This is a genomic window from Methylotenera sp. (genome assembly GCF_029945535.1).
Classification (GTDB): Bacteria; Pseudomonadota; Gammaproteobacteria; order Burkholderiales; family Methylophilaceae; genus Methylotenera.
The window spans coordinates 12832-28395 of the sequence record NZ_JAQSCU010000007.1 but is presented as its reverse complement, the minus strand read 5'-3'; the positions used below and the strand labels follow the sequence as shown (position 1 = coordinate 28395).

Genomic DNA, 15564 nt, shown 5'->3' with positions numbered 1-15564 from the left:
ACCTGCCAGTTGTGATTAGTATCGCTGAAAACAGGATGGAGTGACTATATTGGGTAGTAAATGTGTGAGTCTTTCAATACGTCCAGCCGCTTCGTCCCGCTCACTGAGTTCGATTAATTTGGTTTCCACTTCAGAGGTGCTAGAAAACTTATGCAGACGCTCGGTATTGATGCGTAACTCACCTATGGTTTGTGGGCCGCGTAACATGAGCACGGCTAGCAACGCTACACCAGCGTCATCTACTCTAAATACGCGTCCTGCATTGTGGGCATAATGAGCAGTGCGTCCGCTATGTGTTTCTAAAATGAGCGAGCGTTTTCTTAGCGTATCAAGAGTGGCTTGAATATCAACAATATTGGTTTCAATCACAGGCTCACGGCTGGTTTTTTGGACGCACGCGGCTAATAGCGAGTTGAGTGTAAGTGGGTAAGAATCGGGCACAGTAATTGATTTCTCAATTAAAGCACCTAGTACGCGAGTTTCTAATAAAGTGAAAAGTTCAGCCATTTTTCTGGGTCATTTTCTACTTAAATTGCGGTGGTGATAATGCCACCGCCTAGGCAAACATTGCTCTCATAAACCACGGCAGATTGACCTGGCGTAATTGCCCATTGTTTTTGACCAAATTTAATCTCGACCTCGTCTTTAGTTAAGCGGTCAATTTCACATGGCGCATCAGGTTGGCGATAACGTGTTTTTGCTGCATAAACCCAGTTGGTGATGGGTTCTTCATCATCTATCCAAGTGAGTTGGCTTGCTTTTAAGCCATCGTTAAGCAGCAATGGGTGTTGATGGCCTTGCACGACTGTTAACTCGTTTTTATCCATGTCTTTGGCTGCAACAAACCATGGCTCGCCGTTGCTTTCGCGGCTTCCGCCGATTTTTAAACCTTGGCGCTGACCTAAAGTGTAATACATCAAACCTTCATGTTTGCCCACGCTTTTGCCTTCTGGGGTTTTAATTTCACCCGGCTCACGCGGTAAATATTTGCTTAAAAATTCTTGAAAAGGCCGCTCGCCAATAAAGCAAATGCCTGTAGAGTCTTTTTTCTCCGCATTGATTAACCCAGCACCACGTGCGATTTCACGTACTTCACGTTTGAGCATTTGCCCAAGTGGAAATAGGGTTTTACTCAACTGTGCTTGATTTAAGCGGTGTAAAAAATAGCTTTGATCTTTGCTGCCATCATCAGCTTTCATTAATTGAAATAAGCCGGGTTTAAGCGGATTTTCACGTACTTGGGCATAATGGCCTGTAGCGATGACATCTGCGCCCAAGCCTATGGCATGGTCTAAAAATGCTTTGAATTTAATTTCTGCATTACACAAAATATCCGGGTTAGGCGTTCGCCCAGCTTTGTATTCGCTTAAAAAATTATCAAACACGCGGTCTTTATATTCTTTGCTGAAGTTCACGGCTTCAATATCGATACCGATTTTATCGGCAACAGAAACGGCATCAATCAAATCTTGCTTGCTTGAGCAGTATTCATCCGTGTCATCATCTTCCCAGTTTTTCATGAAAAGGCCAGTAACTTCATAGCCTTGTTGTTTTAGCAGCAAGGCCGTCACAGACGAGTCAACGCCGCCAGAAAGGCCGACCACAACATGTTTCTTGCTTGATTTATTTAGGTTCATAGACTTGGGTTTTAATAAGCTAGGGTTTTATAAGTGCGTTACAACTGAAAGCGGAAATTTTTGTCCACTTAAGTAATCTTCAATACACGTAATGACTTGCGCACTGCGCATTAAATTAGCATTGCTGCGAATCTCATCTGCCGTCATCCACACGGCGCGAATAATGCCTTCGTCTAGTGCTAGCTCTGGCTGATGATTACTTACCGAGCCGATGTAGGCAAAGCGCAAATAAGTGGTGTCGTTATGTTCATGCTTCCAATGATAAATGCCCAATAAAGCCTCAGGCTTAAAGGCATAAGCAGTTTCTTCTAGCATTTCGCGAATAACGGCTTCAATTAAGCTTTCGTTATCTTCCAAGTGACCAGCGGGCTGATTAAAGCGGTTGCCGCGATCGGTTTCCTCTTCAACAAGTAAGAATCGTCCGTTATCTTCTACGATCGCCGCGACGGTGGCGTGTGGCTTCCATTGCATGGTTGAGCTTTTCAATAAATTTTCACTATTTTAACCTGAACTGACTAACTGTGAATAAATAAAGCATTTTCAGCCAAAGCTTTGTTAATATCTGTGTAGTCAATTTTATGTAGTGAATCTAGAGTGCTTATGTTAAAAAAGCAGATCTAGATATAAATGTATTGAATAAGAGAAGTTGAGTATGCAAAATCCTGAGTCATTGCCATTTGTTTATCTTGCTTCACGCAGCCCACGTCGTGTGGAACTGCTCAACCAGCTTGGTGTGATATGCGAGTCCTTACCTGCAGATATTGATGAAACACAACTCGTTGGCGAGACGCCTGAAAAATATGTCACGAGATTGGCGCGAGAAAAGGCACAAGCTTGTTTGCAGCATTTAACGGTAGAGCAAAAAATTCATCCTGTTTTGGCGGCAGATACCACGGTGGTACTAGATGGCGTCGTGCTCGGTAAACCCGATGATGATATTGATGCACGCAATATGTTGATTGCTTTATCAGGTAGTCTGCATGAGGTGCATACTGCTGTTGCTCTGGCCTTCAACAACCAAATTGAAGTTGTCTTGTCTACTACAGTGGTTGAAATGATGACGCTGACCGAGGAACAAATTGAGCTGTATATTACGTCAGGTGAGCCGAGAGATAAAGCCGGTAGTTATGGCATCCAAGGTAAGGCTGGCGCATGGATTAAGCGCATTGAAGGTAGTTATTCGGGTGTGATGGGCTTGCCTGTTTTTGAAACGGCAGAGTTGCTGAGAAAAGCTAACTTAGCTGTTTTGTGAATAAATAGCTGAATACTCAAAGTTAAATACAAGAAAATTAGATTTAGATAAAAGTTAAAAGAGAATAAAAATTGAGTGAAGAGATACTAATTAACGTAACACCCCAAGAAACGCGTATTGCCATGATGGAGAATGGGGTGGTGCAAGAGCTGCAAATTGAGCGTAGCACTTCATTGGGGCTGGTCGGCAATGTTTATCGTGGCGTGGTTTGTCGCGTTTTACCTGGTATGCAGTCAGCTTTTGTGGAAATAGGCTTACAGCGAGCGGCTTTTTTACATGCTGGCGATATATTTGAATGCGGGCAATCTGATTCGCAGTTGCCAATTCAGGCTGTACTGCATGAAGGTCAATCTATTATGGTGCAGGTGATTAAAGAGCCGATTGGCACCAAAGGCGCACGACTGACCACTCAAATTAGTATTGCTGGACGCTTTTTAGTGTATCTGCCCCAGCAAGATCATATAGGCGTGTCGCAGCGTATTGAGAATGAAGCGGAGCGTGAGCAACTAAGAGCGCGTTTAGTTGGCCTGCTACCTGAAGACAGGGTGGGCGGCTATATTATTAGAACCATGTCTGAAACGGCGACTGATGCTGAGTTGTTGGCTGATGTGGATTACCTGACTAAAACTTGGGCGCATATTTCCGCCAAACATAAAACAGCGTCAGACCGCTCATTGGTTTTTCAGGATTTGAATTTACCTATGCGCGTGTTGCGCGACGTGATTTGTGCTGACACACAAGCCGTGCGTATTGACTCCAGTGAAACGTATCAAAAGCTGGTTGAATTTGCCAATTTATACGCGATTACTGCACTAGATAAACTCGTGCATTATTCTGGCGAGCGTCCATTATTTGACTTGTACAGCATAGAAAAAGAAATCGAACATGCCATGTCGCGTAAGGTGGAGCTCAAGTCTGGCGGCTATTTGATTTTTGACCAAACTGAAGCTTTAACCACGGTAGATGTGAATACTGGCAGCTTTGTCAGTGGCAAAAATCTATCAGACACGATATTTAAAACCAACCTAGAAGCGGCGCAATGTATTGCTCGCCAATTACGCCTTAGAAACTTGGGCGGCATTATCATTATCGATTTTATCGACATGGATGAAGATACGCAACGCGCTGCTGTGTTAGGCGAGTTACAAAAAGCAGTTGCGCTAGATCGTTCGCGTACTGGTGTGAACGGCTTTACGCCGCTGGGCTTAGTTGAAATGACGCGTAAACGCACGCGTGAGAGTTTGGCGCACATCTTGTGCGAGCCTTGCTCAGCCTGTCAGGGGCGCGGTGAGTTGAAAACTGCTCAAACAGTCTGTTATGAAATATTACGTGAATTATTACGCGAAGCGCGTCAATTTAACGCACGTGAATTGCGTGTATTAGCTGCGCCAAAAGTGATTGATATGTTGCTCGATGAAGAGTCACAAAGTTTAGCGAATTTATCTGACTTTATCGGCAAACCAATCTCGTTGTTGGTAGAGCCTAGTTGTAACCAAGAGTCATTCGATATTATTTTGATGTAGTATTTCAAGACGGTAATTCACACGCGTAGCGAGTGAATTACCTAAAGTATTACTTAGTTTAAGCTGCGGCCTATATGTGGTGCGTCAGCAAGAAGAGGCGGCTTGGTAAAGCCATTTGTCTCCAAGTTAGGAGAGTTGAGGCTAGCTGGACTCGGCTTAGACGCATCAAACTTAGCGCATCTCATTAGCTTCAACAAAATCGCATCTAGCTGATTGGATTGCTGCAGAAGCTTAGAAAATTCTTTTTCGGTCAATTCTAAATTCTTAATGAGCTTATCTGCACTGTTGTGAGACTCCATTAAAGATTCAGCGCGTTTATCCAGTGATTTCTTGTGTGAGCTAATTTGTGTTTTAAGTTCGCCAATCACCACATTTAGCCAACGACTACACTCTAAATGTGCTTGTTCAAAATTCGCTTGAATTTGCGCACCTAGCCCTAAATAAAATTTACGAATCAAAAAGTGTTTTTCCGTTAATACATTGACGGGATCGGTACAAAAATCATTGGTAATTTTTTCTAGAGATTGCATATTGCTGATAAAGCTACTCATATCGAGTTCTATTGCCTCAGTTTTTTCAAAGCCATGCTTGCTCCAAAATAAGTGATACAAATCATCCGCATGCTTTTTAATAGTGTTGCCTTCATATTTAATTTCTTCAGCTAAGTTAATTGCTAGCTTGGTTAGGCTTCGTATGCCTTTATTTAAACCAACAGTCGTCCAGCTATCACCCATATCTTGCTTGGTTTGCTCCAGTGTAGTATCTAGATAACCAAGGCTAAGGTGGCGTAAAAGCTTGTCACTTAGACGTTTAATTTTTTCGCTACCTTGATTGAACGTCAGCACTGAGGCTTCATAACGTTTGCGCTCAGCCACTACATTTGCCAGAATTTCTTTGGACGAATCACGATTTTGGCTTTGAATTTCTTTCAAGTCAGCAAGCTGGCTTTTCATGGTTGTTACGCGCATTTGAGCGACTTTGCGGGATGAACGTATCATATTTGAACATTCAGTCACCACTGCACGACCTAAAATTTCATGCTTAGACTCAATAAGTTGATTGGCAAGTGCATCTTCCAAAGTACCAATACCGCTGCGTTTTAGTAATGCTGCATCTTTTCTAATTTTGGCGACCAAAGCTTTTTGCGCAGACATCGCAAAAATATTGCGTGAATCTAAACCTAATTCACGAGCAGTATTTTGTATTTGCTTTTGTATGAGTGCATCAACTTCCGCTTCAGATTCAAGGCCATCCCAAAGGATGTCGATTTTATTCAATACAACCAATTTGTGCGCAGCGCGTTTTTGAACATACTCTGTCCAAATTTGCATGTCAGACTTAGTAATGCCTGTGTCTGTCGCCGTTAAGAATAACACCGCGTGCGCATTTGGGATAATGCTCAGCGTTAACTCTGGTTCTGCACCCATGGTGTTAAGACCTGGGGTGTCAATCACCGCTAAGCCATTTCTAAGCAATGGGTGAGGGTAGTTAATCAGAGCGTGACGCCATACTGGAATTTCTACGGTACCTTTTTCAGCAAGCAATCGACGCATGCTTGGGTCATCTTCATTCCAAAAACCAAGTGACTTAGCGGTTTCTAAATTAACTTCTCTTTTCTGGATTAAAGCTTTTAGTGCCTCTTTCATCGAGTCTGGTGAAGTGACATCTAGACGAATCTTATGCCAAATATCTGATGTGGTTTTTAGATAAGTCAGTGAGTCGTCAGTTTGTCTGGTCTCAATTGGTAGCAATTTAATGCAAGGCTCTTCACGAGCATCCCAAAATATCTCAGTCGGACACATGGTTGTTCTGCCAGGTGCGCTTGGGAGTAAGCGTTGATTAAAGTCTGAAAAGAACAGCGCATTAATTGTTTCAGTTTTACCGCGCGAAAATTCCGCTAAGAACGCCATCACCAATTGGTCTTTTTTCAAGATTTCTTTGATGTCGTAAAGCCTTAGTTCCTGTATTGCATCTAATGATTCTGTATGTCCTAACCAGTCGATATACTCGTCGATAGTGGCAATCAGGCTGGTACGCCATTCACTATATTCAGTGATTTTTGTACTTAAGCTAGAGGTCACAAGACCTGGCTGATCGGATAATTTTTCGGTAGGTTGCATGTTCATAATGTCGTCTAATATTAACTTATTATTGATTTAAACAAGTTGTTTTCCAAAGGAACCAATATAGTCAATAGCAATAACTGTGCCGTGATAATGAAAACTAGCGGCGTTAAGTCTATATTACCAGCCGCTGGGATGAATTTTCTGAAAAAACTCAAGATTGGGTTGGTTAATTTATTTAAAACCGGTGCAATCGGCGTGTAAGGATTCACCCAGCTTAATACCGCTTGTATTAACACTGCATATAAGAAAATCGCGATGCTGATGCTTATGGTGCCAAGAAATGCAATGGCGAAAATTTTTAACCAAATGCCACTGCCAACAATGAGTAACGGGTAATCACTGAGCCATAGCGTGCCTACAGTGAGGAGTAGTTGGCAGAAATAACCAAGCAGCAGTGTGGATACATCTAGCTTACCCAAGCTTGGGATGATCTTGCGTACGGGCTTTACTGCAAAGTTGGTCAGTGAAACCACCATTTGTGCGGCTTGGTTTTGAAAGGGTACTTTGAGTAATTGAAAGTAAAAGCGCAGTAAAAATACCAGTGTCAGCAAATCCAACACCGTTTTAATTAGGAATAAAAGTGCGTTACTTAGCAAGGTCATCCCCTAAAGTACGTGATTTATCAGCAGCGGCTTTTGCGGCAAGTAGCATAATATTCTTAATGTTAGCATTTTCTAATGCGAGTATGCCTTGTTCCGTCGTGCCACCTTTGGACGTCACTTGAGCGCGTAAAGTTTTGATGTCTGTCGTACTTTGTGCGGCAAGTAAACCCGCGCCCGCAAAGGTTTGTAAAGCCAACATCTGCGCCTCCTCAGGTTGTAGTCCTAGGCCAATTCCCGCTTCCTGCAGGGCTTCGATAAGATAAAACACATAAGCTGGACCACTGCCAGAGATTGCCGTGACTGCGTCCATCTTTGATTCATCATCTAGCCAAAGTGTTTTACCCACGGCATCGAGTATTGTTGTGGCTTGCTCACGTTGCTGCTGTTTGACGCCTGCAAGTGCGTATAAAGCAGAAACACCAGCCTGTATTTGTGCTGGCGTATTTGGCATGACGCGTACGATGGCCTGATAATGATTCAGCCAGCGTGAAATGTCAGCACTTCTAATACCAGCGGCGATTGAAATAATAAGTTGAGTACCTAATATTGGCGTGACTTGAAGGCATACCTCGCGTAATTGCTGCGGTTTAACTGCCAAAACAATGATGTCACTGTTGCGAATCTCGTCATAGTTGTCACTTGTTCGTACATTAAACGCAGTGCTTAGCTCTGTGCGTTTTTGCGCATCAAGCTCTAATACTGTGATTGCAGTCGTATCAAAATCATTATTTTTCAAGCCACCAATAATGGCTTTAGCCATATTCCCGCCACCAACAAAGCCAATTTTCATTCTTTTATTAATCCTAAATGTATTGTTTTAATTTTATTGTTCAATTACGTAACTTCAGGTGCAGGTGGTTTATTGCCATATGCTCTAGCACCAAATAAAGCTGAGCCAATTCTAACAATGGTTGAGCCTTCTTCAATTGCCGCTTGGTAGTCATCAGACATGCCGATAGACAATGTATCTACAGCAAAGCCTTGAGCCAACAATGCATCATAGCATTCTCGTACTTGTTTGAATTGACTACGCTGTTGATTATAATCCTTGCTTGGTTCTGGGATGGACATCAAGCCTCGCAACTTTAAACGTGGCATTTTCATAATCGCCGCAGCAAGCGCCTCTAATTCAATTGTAGACACACCACTCTTACTCACTTCATTGCTCGTATTCACTTGTATGCATACTTGCAATGGCGCAAGGTTAGCTGGCCTTGCATCATTCAACCGTTGGGCGATTTTAAGTCTATCTACACTATGAACCCAAGCAAAGTTTTGGGCAATCAGTTGTGTTTTATTGCTTTGAATAGGCCCTATAAAGTGCCACTCAATGGCTAAATCGTTGAGTTGAACCTGTTTGTCTAGCGCTTCTTGTAGATAGTTCTCGCCAAACATGGTTTGACCCGCCAAGTACGCTTCACGTATTGCCTGCGATGTTTGAGCCTTACTTACTGCCAATAGTTGCACTGATTGACTCGTAGACCTATATTGACTGGCGGATATGGTTGAGTGAATTATTGCTAGAATATCTTGCAAGCGATTGCCAATTGTGGTCATAATTCACTAAGCCTAAATTTACACAAAATAATGAGCCTGTTGTTAAAGGCCGATTTTTAAAATGCGGGTTTTCTACGTGTTTTAAGTGTCGAAAATTGCGCTAAAAAATTACAGCTACAATAAAATTATAACAGGAGCACGTTGTGGATATTTCAGATTTACTCGCATTCTCAGTTAAAAATAAAGCATCAGATTTGCATCTTTCAGCAGGATTGCCGCCGATGATTCGTGTGCATGGCGATATTCGTAAGATTAATGTGCCGGCTTTAGATCATACCGCAGTGCATGACATGGTGTACGACATCATGAGCGATGGTCAGCGTAAAGTGTATGAAGAGACTTTGGAATGTGACTTTTCGTTTGAAATTCCCAATTTGGCACGTTTTCGGGTTAATGCTTTTAACCATCAGCGCGGTTCTGGTGCAGTATTTCGTACCATTCCATCTAAAATATTGACATTGGAAGAGCTTAATTGTCCTGCCATTTTTAAAGATATTGCTGACACGCCACGCGGACTTTGCTTGGTGACTGGGCCAACAGGCTCGGGTAAATCCACCACGTTGGCCGCGATGATTGATTACATTAATGACAAAGAATTCGGTCATATTTTGACGGTAGAAGACCCGATTGAGTTTGTGCATACCTCTAAGAAGTGTTTAATCAACCAGCGTGAAGTTGGACCACATACTTTGTCATTTAACAATGCTTTACGCTCAGCCTTGCGTGAGGATCCTGATGTGATTCTAGTCGGTGAAATGCGCGACCTAGAGACGATACGTTTGGCACTGACTGCGGCGGAAACAGGCCATATGGTGTTCGGTACGTTGCATACAAGTTCAGCCGCTAAAACCATTGACCGTATTATTGACGTTTTCCCTGCCGCTGAAAAAGAAATGGTGCGTTCAATGTTGTCAGAGTCTTTACGTGCCGTTATTTCGCAGACTTTATTAAAAACTAAAGATGAGCAAGGGCGCGTTGCTGCGCATGAAATCATGATTGGTACACCTGCGATTCGTAACTTGATTCGCGAGGCTAAGATCCCACAAATGTACTCAGCTATTCAGACCGGTCAAAATGTGGGTATGCAAACATTGGATCAGAACCTACAAGATTTAGTAAAACGTAATGTGGTGTCTGCCAATGAAGCACGCTCAAAAGCCGCGAATAAAGATTCCATCATGGGTTGATTGCAGTTAATTTATATGCAATTAATTTATTTAGAATTAACCACTTGGGCATAAGTTAAGTCTTAGAAGTCAGTAAAGGTCAATAATGGAAAAAGGTCAGGCAGAGAAGTTTGTATTTGATTTATTGCGGTTGATGCTTGCAAAGAATGCATCAGATTTATTTATCACAGCTGGGTTTCCGCCAGCTATGAAAATAGATGGCAAACTAACACCAGTGAGTAGCCAAGTGCTATCAGCACAGCAAGCACGTGAAATTTCACGCTCTATTATGAATGACAAACAAACCTCTGAGTTTGATGCGACTAATGAGTGTAATTTTGCTATTGGTATTCCAAGTGTAGCGCGTTTTCGTGTGAATGCTTTCGTACAGCGCGGTTCTGTGGGCTTGGTATTTAGAACGATTACTACAAAAATTCCTGAGTTTGAAGATTTAGGTCTACCTGAGGTATTGAAAGATATTGCCATGACCAAACGTGGTTTGGTGATTTTTGTTGGCGGTACTGGTTCGGGTAAGTCGACTTCTTTAGCGGCAATGGTTGGGTATCGTAATAAAAATAGCTACGGTCATATCATCACCATTGAAGATCCTGTGGAATTTGTGCATGAACATATCAACTGTATAGTCACTCAGCGCGAAATTGGTGTGGATACCGATAACTGGCACATCGCACTCAAGAATACCTTACGCCAAGCGCCAGATGTGATTTTGATTGGTGAGATTCGTGACCGTGAAACAATGGATTATGCGATTGCCTTTGCTGAAACGGGTCACTTGTGCATGGCAACACTGCATGCGAATAGTACCAATCAGGCTTTGGATCGTATTATCAACTTCTTCCCTGAAGAGCGTCGTCATCAGTTGCTGATGGATTTATCATTAAATACGCGTGCTTTTATTTCACAACGATTAATCCCTAAAAAAGAGGGCAAAGGCCGTGCTGCTGCGATGGAGGTGATGTTGAACTCACCGTTAATTTCAGATTTAATTTTTAAAGGTGATGTGCATGAAATTAAATCCATTATTGCCAAATCACGCGAGTTGGGTATGCAAACCTTTGACCAAGCATTGTTTGATTTGCATGAGGCAGATGTGATTACATATGAAGATACCTTACGCAACGCTGATTCGGTGAATGATATTCGACTGAAAATTAAGTTGGATGGCAAAGCTTCGCACGGAAAAGATTTATCGCAGGGGCTTGATAGTCTTGGAATAGTTTAGCTTTCCAAGACTTTCTAGAAGTTGTATGTAAAAAGTAAAAAAGCCGATGAATTCATCGGCTTTTTTACTTGAGTTAACGCCTATGTAAGTTCTAGGCTATTCTATAGAAACCTCAACACGCCTTGCCTCAGCTAGATCTCCGCCGCTTTCTACTATTTCAGGTTTGCGCATTTCAATTCTATCTTCATCGATACCTGCATCTTCTAGCATCTCACGTACGGCTTTTGCACGACTCTTCGAGAGTTCTTCATTTTTAGCTAAATCGCCTCGTGGATCACTATAGCCAGAAATCACCGCCTTCATACTGCTATTAGCTTTTAGCCATTTTATTGTGGCGGCAAGCGTTTGACTGGCATCATTAGGTAATGTGGTTTTTCCTGTATCAAAGTAAAGCTTGGCTGTTGGTGTTTCTGTGGCTGTATGTAAGGTTTCAGGCACCTTTACCGTTAACTGGTTATCAACAGTGACATCAGTACCGAAAAAAGCCTGTGCTTCAGCACCTTTGGCTTTTTTGATGTCTTCACTATCAACGTTACCCGTTAATGTGACTTTGGCTGCGTCACCAGTAATCACCCAATCGGCACCACCTTTAAACCAGGTGCTTAATGCATCGGATTTTGCTGCCCATGCTACGTTGCTAGCATCGCCGGAGGCGTTATAGCCGTGTGCGTTGCTCGCTGTAAAGTTGAAGGCGGCACTTTCTACTATGGGAGTAGCGTTACTGCTCGTGGCAGTACAGCACTCTGCTGCATGTGCAGGACCATGGCCGTGTTGCCAATGCCAGTATAAGTAGATTGCCAATAATGCGGCTAATAACCAAGTCCAGAAGGTATGGCTAGCGCAACAACTGCTTTTGTGGACATGAGGTGTTGAATTCATCATGGGCTAACGCTCCTTATGCGATAAAACTATCAAGAACGGCAGGCTAAAAACACCTGTAGTTTAAAGTTTGTTTAAACGCCGCCAGTCAATTTTTCTTGTAGCGCTTTAAGTTCAGCCCATTTATTTTCGGCAGCTAATGCGGCTTGTTGTGCCCATGTGCCAGGTTTGGCTAATTTATAGCGAGCACCTGCGTCATCCAATACTTTTTGCATCTGCGGCACGGTTTGTTGTGCTAATTCCGCAAACGTATTTACACCTGCATTGTTGAATAGCTCGTTGATTTTTGGACCGATGCCTTCTACTACGGTGAGGTCATTAGGGCCTTTTAGCTTGAATCCGGCAGCTTTCGCTGCGGCGGCATCGACTACAAAAGCTTTAGGTGCTTGAGTAGCGACAGCTTGTGGTGCTTTAGTTTTTGGGGTTTCTGCCTTAGGAGCAGGTGCTGCTGGTGACGTTTCAGCAGGCTTCGTGTCTAATAACGTATTTGGCGTGTTGTCGCCGCAACTTGATAGTTTATTGCAACACTTACTGCCGCGGCAAGCTAGGAAACGACATAACAACCAATTGAGTAACCAGCCAACGAGTGCACCTAGCAAAAACCACCAAAAACAGCATGAAAACATAATTACGCTCCTAAGTTGCTATTAACAGTTGTAAAAATACACTCACTTGATTAAGGAATCATGACATTGAACGCTTGTAATCCTCTTCCGTCAATGGCTTAGCTGCAAACCTAACAATAATTTACTCTGATTGATACACGACTTGTCCGTTAATCAAGGTAGTTTTAACTTTCCCTGCGATTTCTAGGCCGTTAAATGGCGTATTTTTACCTTGGCTTTTGAGTGCGCTCGGTACAATTTTCCAGTATTCATTCGCATCAAAGATGCAAATGTCCGCGTTAGCATTCACGCTTAAGTCACCTGCGGCAATACCTAGTATTTTTGCTGAAGACTGGCTGATAAGCGCTATTGCTTTAGCCAAACTTGTTTTTTCCTGATTAGCCCACTTGAGGGTAAGTGCTAGCAATAGCTCTAAGCCCGTTGCGCCAACCTCAGCTTCTGCAAAGGGCGCTAATTTAGCATCGTCATCTACAGGGGTGTGGTCTGAGCAAATAGCATCTATCGTGCCGTCTTTTAGACCTGCGCTTAGAGCGTCTTTATCACGTTGCGTTCTAAGTGGTGGTTTTAGGTGGCAATTAGCATCAAAAAAGCCAATATCATGTTCGGTCAGATGTAAATGGTTAGCGCTGACGTCGCAGGTGATATTCACGCCATGCTTTTTAGCCTCACGTATCATGTCCACGCCTTCAGCTGTCGATAAGCGACTGATATGAATGCGTGCACCTGTTTCTTTAGCAATACGTAATATGCTGGCAAGTGCTAGCGCTTCTGCGGCGCTTGGAATGCCTTTTAAACCTAATCGACTAGCGACTTCGCCATCATGCGCGACGCCGTCTTTGGCTAAGAATGGCTCTTCAGCGTGCAGAAATAAAGTAAATCCAAAAGTCGCTGCATATTCCATTGCGCGCCAAAGCACTTGCGTATCGGTAATTGCAATATTGGCTTGTGAGAAGCCAACACAACCCGCTTCACGCAGTTCGCCCATTTCTGAAAGCACTTTGCCTTGCAGCTGGCGTGTAAGCGCGCCTAGCGGATAAACATGCGCAAGATTAAGCTGTTTAGCGCGATGCTTGAGCATTTCTACTAAACCTGGTTCATCTAGCACGGGGTCAGTGTCAGGCGGGCATGCGAGGCTAGTAACGCCGCCAGCCACTGCGGCTTGTAGTTCGCTAATCAGCGTAGCCTTATATTCATCACCCGGTTCACGTAATCTTGCAGATAAATCAACCAAGCCAGGGCACACGATTAAATTGCTTGCATCGATGGTTTGACTAGCGATAAAGCCCTCAGGTGCTTTGCCTAACGCGACTATTTTGCCCGCAGCAATGAATACGTCTAGCTGACTATCAATGTTGTTTTTAGGGTCTATGACATGACCATTTTTGATTTGAATTTTCATGCTTGGCTCCCCACTTGGCTGCCAGAATTTTGCCCGCCTGCCAACATTGCCATTACCGCCATACGCACGGCGATACCGTAAGTGACTTGCGGCAAAATGACAGATTGGCTACCATCCGCCACGCTAGAATCAATTTCTACACCACGGTTCATTGGTCCCGGGTGCAGTACGATAGCATCTGGTTTAGCGAGGTTTAATTTGTCTTGAGTGAGGCCATAGGTTTTAAAATATTCTTGTGCGCTGGGTAGCATCGCACCATTCATACGCTCGTTTTGTAAGCGCAACATCATCACGACGTCTACATCTTTTAATCCTGCTTTCATGTCATGAAACACATGAACACCTAACTTTTCTACTTGCGTTGGGAGCAGCGTTTTTGGGGCAATGACACGCACTTCTGGTACACCTAATGTTGTCAAAGCGTGAATCTCAGAGCGTGCCACACGCGAATGCAGCACATCACCAACTATCGCCACACGAAGATTGTGCAAGTCAGGCTTGTATTTACGTATGGTAAACATATCCAGCAAACCTTGCGTTGGATGTGAATGGCGGCCATCGCCAGCGTTAATCACGTGAATATGGTCAGGTACATGCTTAGCAATAAAATGAGCCGCGCCAGATTGCGAATGGCGCACCACAAACATATCGGCGTGCATGGCGATTAAGTTGTCTACGGTATCTAAAATGGTTTCACCTTTAGATTGCGAAGAGGTGTTCACATTCAAGCTGATGACGTCGGCTGAAAGGCGTTTAGCTGCGATTTCAAAGGTGGTGCGGGTGCGGGTGCTATTTTCAAAAAACAAGTTACATACCGTTTTGCCGCGTAGAAGCGGTACTTTTTTAACTTCACGTTCGGCGACGCCTACAAATGATTCGGCGGTATCCAGTATTTGATTCAATATTCTTTTTGGTAGGCCTTCAATAGAAAGCAAGTGTCGTAAACGACCATCGGCATCTAGTTGCGGGTTATTCATGCTTGTGTACCTGGCTTTGATCAAAGTTCAAGGATTGAAGCTCAAGGCTTAAAGTGCCATCTTGATTTTGTATGAGTTGCAAATTCTGACTAGCATCTAAAGCAAGATCAGCAGCAGTGATTTGCGGTGCAATTGGCAACTCACGACCGCCACGGTTTACAAGTGCAACCAAAGTAATGCTAGCAGGTCGACCGTAATCAAACAGCTCATTCATGGCAGCACGTGTAGTGCGGCCTGTGTAAAAAACGTCATCAATTAAGATAATGTGTTTATTTTCAACATCAAATGGAATCTGACTTGGGCGGTTTTCAGCTTTTAAGCCGCGCTTTTCGTAGTCATCACGATAAAACGACACATCTAATGTGCCATGTTCAATAGCATTGGCGGCGATATCTTTTTCTAATAGAACTAGTAACTTTTGCATTAACCAAACGCCGCCACTTTGAATGCCGACGAGTGCTGTATTGGCTTGTAGCAAGGGCTGAACTTTTTGAGCCAGCGTTTTGAGCAGGTCTTCAGCATTAGGTAATGAGATGTTTTTTGACGTCATTTCTGTATTTTACCTGTAATCATCATT

At 43.3% G+C, this 15564-nt stretch carries 16 protein-coding genes; 4 read left to right on the top strand and 12 right to left on the bottom strand.

Annotated elements, in window-relative coordinates; all coding sequences use genetic code 11:
* Positions 1 to 15: 15 nt before the first annotated feature.
* From PSU72_RS02195 to PSU72_RS02185, 3 genes are read right to left on the bottom strand one after another with little or no spacing between them, the layout of a single operon-like run.
* Complete coding sequence (locus PSU72_RS02195) at positions 16 to 507, bottom strand: DUF480 domain-containing protein (protein ID WP_300430220.1); 492 nt, start codon at positions 505 to 507, stop codon at positions 16 to 18.
* 20 nt (positions 508 to 527) lie between these two features.
* On the bottom strand, positions 528 to 1637 hold the full coding sequence (gene mnmA, locus PSU72_RS02190) for a tRNA 2-thiouridine(34) synthase MnmA (protein ID WP_300430218.1): 1110 nt from the start codon (positions 1635 to 1637) through the stop codon (positions 528 to 530).
* Positions 1638 to 1664: 27 nt separating this feature from the next.
* Positions 1665 to 2108, bottom strand: a complete 444-nt coding sequence (locus tag PSU72_RS02185; RefSeq protein ID WP_300430217.1) for an NUDIX hydrolase — start codon at positions 2106 to 2108, stop codon at positions 1665 to 1667.
* Positions 2109 to 2289: 181 nt separating this feature from the next.
* Between PSU72_RS02185 and PSU72_RS02180 the strand changes: the two genes are divergently transcribed.
* Complete coding sequence (locus tag PSU72_RS02180; RefSeq protein ID WP_300430215.1) at positions 2290 to 2889, top strand: Maf family protein; 600 nt, start codon at positions 2290 to 2292, stop codon at positions 2887 to 2889.
* Positions 2890 to 2960: 71 nt separating this feature from the next.
* Entirely contained in the window at positions 2961 to 4412 is a 1452-nt protein-coding gene (gene rng, locus PSU72_RS02175; RefSeq protein WP_013147341.1) for a ribonuclease G, read from the top strand.
* Between the two features lie 53 nt (positions 4413 to 4465).
* On the opposite strand, the gene PSU72_RS02170 is transcribed toward rng, so the two are convergent.
* Genes PSU72_RS02170 through PSU72_RS02155 form a run of 4 tightly spaced genes read right to left on the bottom strand, consistent with a single transcriptional unit; the run spans position 4466 to position 8697 of the window.
* Positions 4466 to 6538 carry a dynamin family protein gene (locus tag PSU72_RS02170; RefSeq protein ID WP_300430213.1) on the bottom strand — a complete coding sequence of 691 codons (2073 nt, stop codon included), beginning with the start codon at positions 6536 to 6538 and terminating at the stop codon, positions 4466 to 4468.
* 14 nt (positions 6539 to 6552) lie between these two features.
* Complete coding sequence (locus PSU72_RS02165; protein ID WP_300430211.1) at positions 6553 to 7140, bottom strand: YggT family protein; 588 nt, start codon at positions 7138 to 7140, stop codon at positions 6553 to 6555.
* Positions 7124 to 7930 carry a pyrroline-5-carboxylate reductase gene (gene proC / locus PSU72_RS02160; protein ID WP_300430209.1) on the bottom strand — a complete coding sequence of 269 codons (807 nt, stop codon included), beginning with the start codon at positions 7928 to 7930 and terminating at the stop codon, positions 7124 to 7126. The genes PSU72_RS02165 and proC overlap by 17 nt, the downstream gene beginning before the upstream one ends.
* A gap of 44 nt (positions 7931 to 7974) precedes the next feature.
* Positions 7975 to 8697, bottom strand: coding sequence for a YggS family pyridoxal phosphate-dependent enzyme (locus PSU72_RS02155; RefSeq protein ID WP_300430207.1), 723 nt, complete (start codon positions 8695 to 8697; stop codon positions 7975 to 7977).
* Positions 8698 to 8840: 143 nt separating this feature from the next.
* On the opposite strand from PSU72_RS02155, the gene PSU72_RS02150 reads away from it, so the two are divergent.
* Positions 8841 to 9884, top strand: coding sequence for a type IV pilus twitching motility protein PilT (locus tag PSU72_RS02150; protein ID WP_300382768.1), 1044 nt, complete (start codon positions 8841 to 8843; stop codon positions 9882 to 9884).
* Between the two features lie 85 nt (positions 9885 to 9969).
* Positions 9970 to 11106 carry a PilT/PilU family type 4a pilus ATPase gene (locus PSU72_RS02145; RefSeq protein WP_300430205.1) on the top strand — a complete coding sequence of 379 codons (1137 nt, stop codon included), beginning with the start codon at positions 9970 to 9972 and terminating at the stop codon, positions 11104 to 11106.
* A 96-nt stretch (positions 11107 to 11202) separates the two neighbouring features.
* Here the strand turns inward: PSU72_RS02145 and PSU72_RS02140 are convergent, their stop codons facing one another.
* The 5 genes from PSU72_RS02140 to pyrR all read right to left on the bottom strand — a co-directional run bounded on the left by PSU72_RS02140 (position 11203) and on the right by pyrR (position 15537).
* Entirely contained in the window at positions 11203 to 11988 is a 786-nt protein-coding gene (locus PSU72_RS02140) for an OmpA family protein (RefSeq protein WP_300430203.1), read from the bottom strand.
* Positions 11989 to 12059: 71 nt separating this feature from the next.
* The gene (locus PSU72_RS02135) at positions 12060 to 12611 is read right to left on the bottom strand and encodes a hypothetical protein (protein ID WP_300430201.1); all 552 of its coding nucleotides are present in this window, start codon (positions 12609 to 12611) and stop codon (positions 12060 to 12062) included.
* Between the two features lie 121 nt (positions 12612 to 12732).
* Entirely contained in the window at positions 12733 to 14010 is a 1278-nt protein-coding gene (locus PSU72_RS02130) for a dihydroorotase (RefSeq protein ID WP_300430199.1), read from the bottom strand.
* Complete coding sequence (locus PSU72_RS02125) at positions 14007 to 14987, bottom strand: aspartate carbamoyltransferase catalytic subunit (protein ID WP_300430197.1); 981 nt, start codon at positions 14985 to 14987, stop codon at positions 14007 to 14009. The genes PSU72_RS02130 and PSU72_RS02125 overlap by 4 nt, the downstream gene beginning before the upstream one ends.
* Complete coding sequence (gene pyrR / locus PSU72_RS02120) at positions 14980 to 15537, bottom strand: bifunctional pyr operon transcriptional regulator/uracil phosphoribosyltransferase PyrR (RefSeq protein WP_300430195.1); 558 nt, start codon at positions 15535 to 15537, stop codon at positions 14980 to 14982. Before pyrR ends, PSU72_RS02125 begins: the two co-directional genes overlap by 8 nt.
* Positions 15538 to 15564: the final 27 nt, after the last annotated feature.

Coding starts and splice junctions, on each gene's coding strand:
- PSU72_RS02155 (WP_300430207.1), bottom strand. CDS start 8,697: ATGACCACAATTGGCAATCGCTTGCAAGATATTCTAGCAATAATTCAC.
- proC (WP_300430209.1), bottom strand. CDS start 7,930: ATGAAAATTGGCTTTGTTGGTGGCGGGAATATGGCTAAAGCCATTATT.
- PSU72_RS02125 (WP_300430197.1), bottom strand. CDS start 14,987: ATGAATAACCCGCAACTAGATGCCGATGGTCGTTTACGACACTTGCTT.
- mnmA (WP_300430218.1), bottom strand. CDS start 1,637: ATGAACCTAAATAAATCAAGCAAGAAACATGTTGTGGTCGGCCTTTCT.
- PSU72_RS02135 (WP_300430201.1), bottom strand. CDS start 12,611: ATGTTTTCATGCTGTTTTTGGTGGTTTTTGCTAGGTGCACTCGTTGGC.
- PSU72_RS02130 (WP_300430199.1), bottom strand. CDS start 14,010: ATGAAAATTCAAATCAAAAATGGTCATGTCATAGACCCTAAAAACAAC.
- pyrR (WP_300430195.1), bottom strand. CDS start 15,537: ATGACGTCAAAAAACATCTCATTACCTAATGCTGAAGACCTGCTCAAA.
- PSU72_RS02170 (WP_300430213.1), bottom strand. CDS start 6,538: ATGAACATGCAACCTACCGAAAAATTATCCGATCAGCCAGGTCTTGTG.
- PSU72_RS02180 (WP_300430215.1), top strand. CDS start 2,290: ATGCAAAATCCTGAGTCATTGCCATTTGTTTATCTTGCTTCACGCAGC.
- PSU72_RS02145 (WP_300430205.1), top strand. CDS start 9,970: ATGGAAAAAGGTCAGGCAGAGAAGTTTGTATTTGATTTATTGCGGTTG.
- PSU72_RS02195 (WP_300430220.1), bottom strand. CDS start 507: ATGGCTGAACTTTTCACTTTATTAGAAACTCGCGTACTAGGTGCTTTA.
- PSU72_RS02140 (WP_300430203.1), bottom strand. CDS start 11,988: ATGATGAATTCAACACCTCATGTCCACAAAAGCAGTTGTTGCGCTAGC.
- PSU72_RS02185 (WP_300430217.1), bottom strand. CDS start 2,108: ATGCAATGGAAGCCACACGCCACCGTCGCGGCGATCGTAGAAGATAAC.
- PSU72_RS02165 (WP_300430211.1), bottom strand. CDS start 7,140: ATGACCTTGCTAAGTAACGCACTTTTATTCCTAATTAAAACGGTGTTG.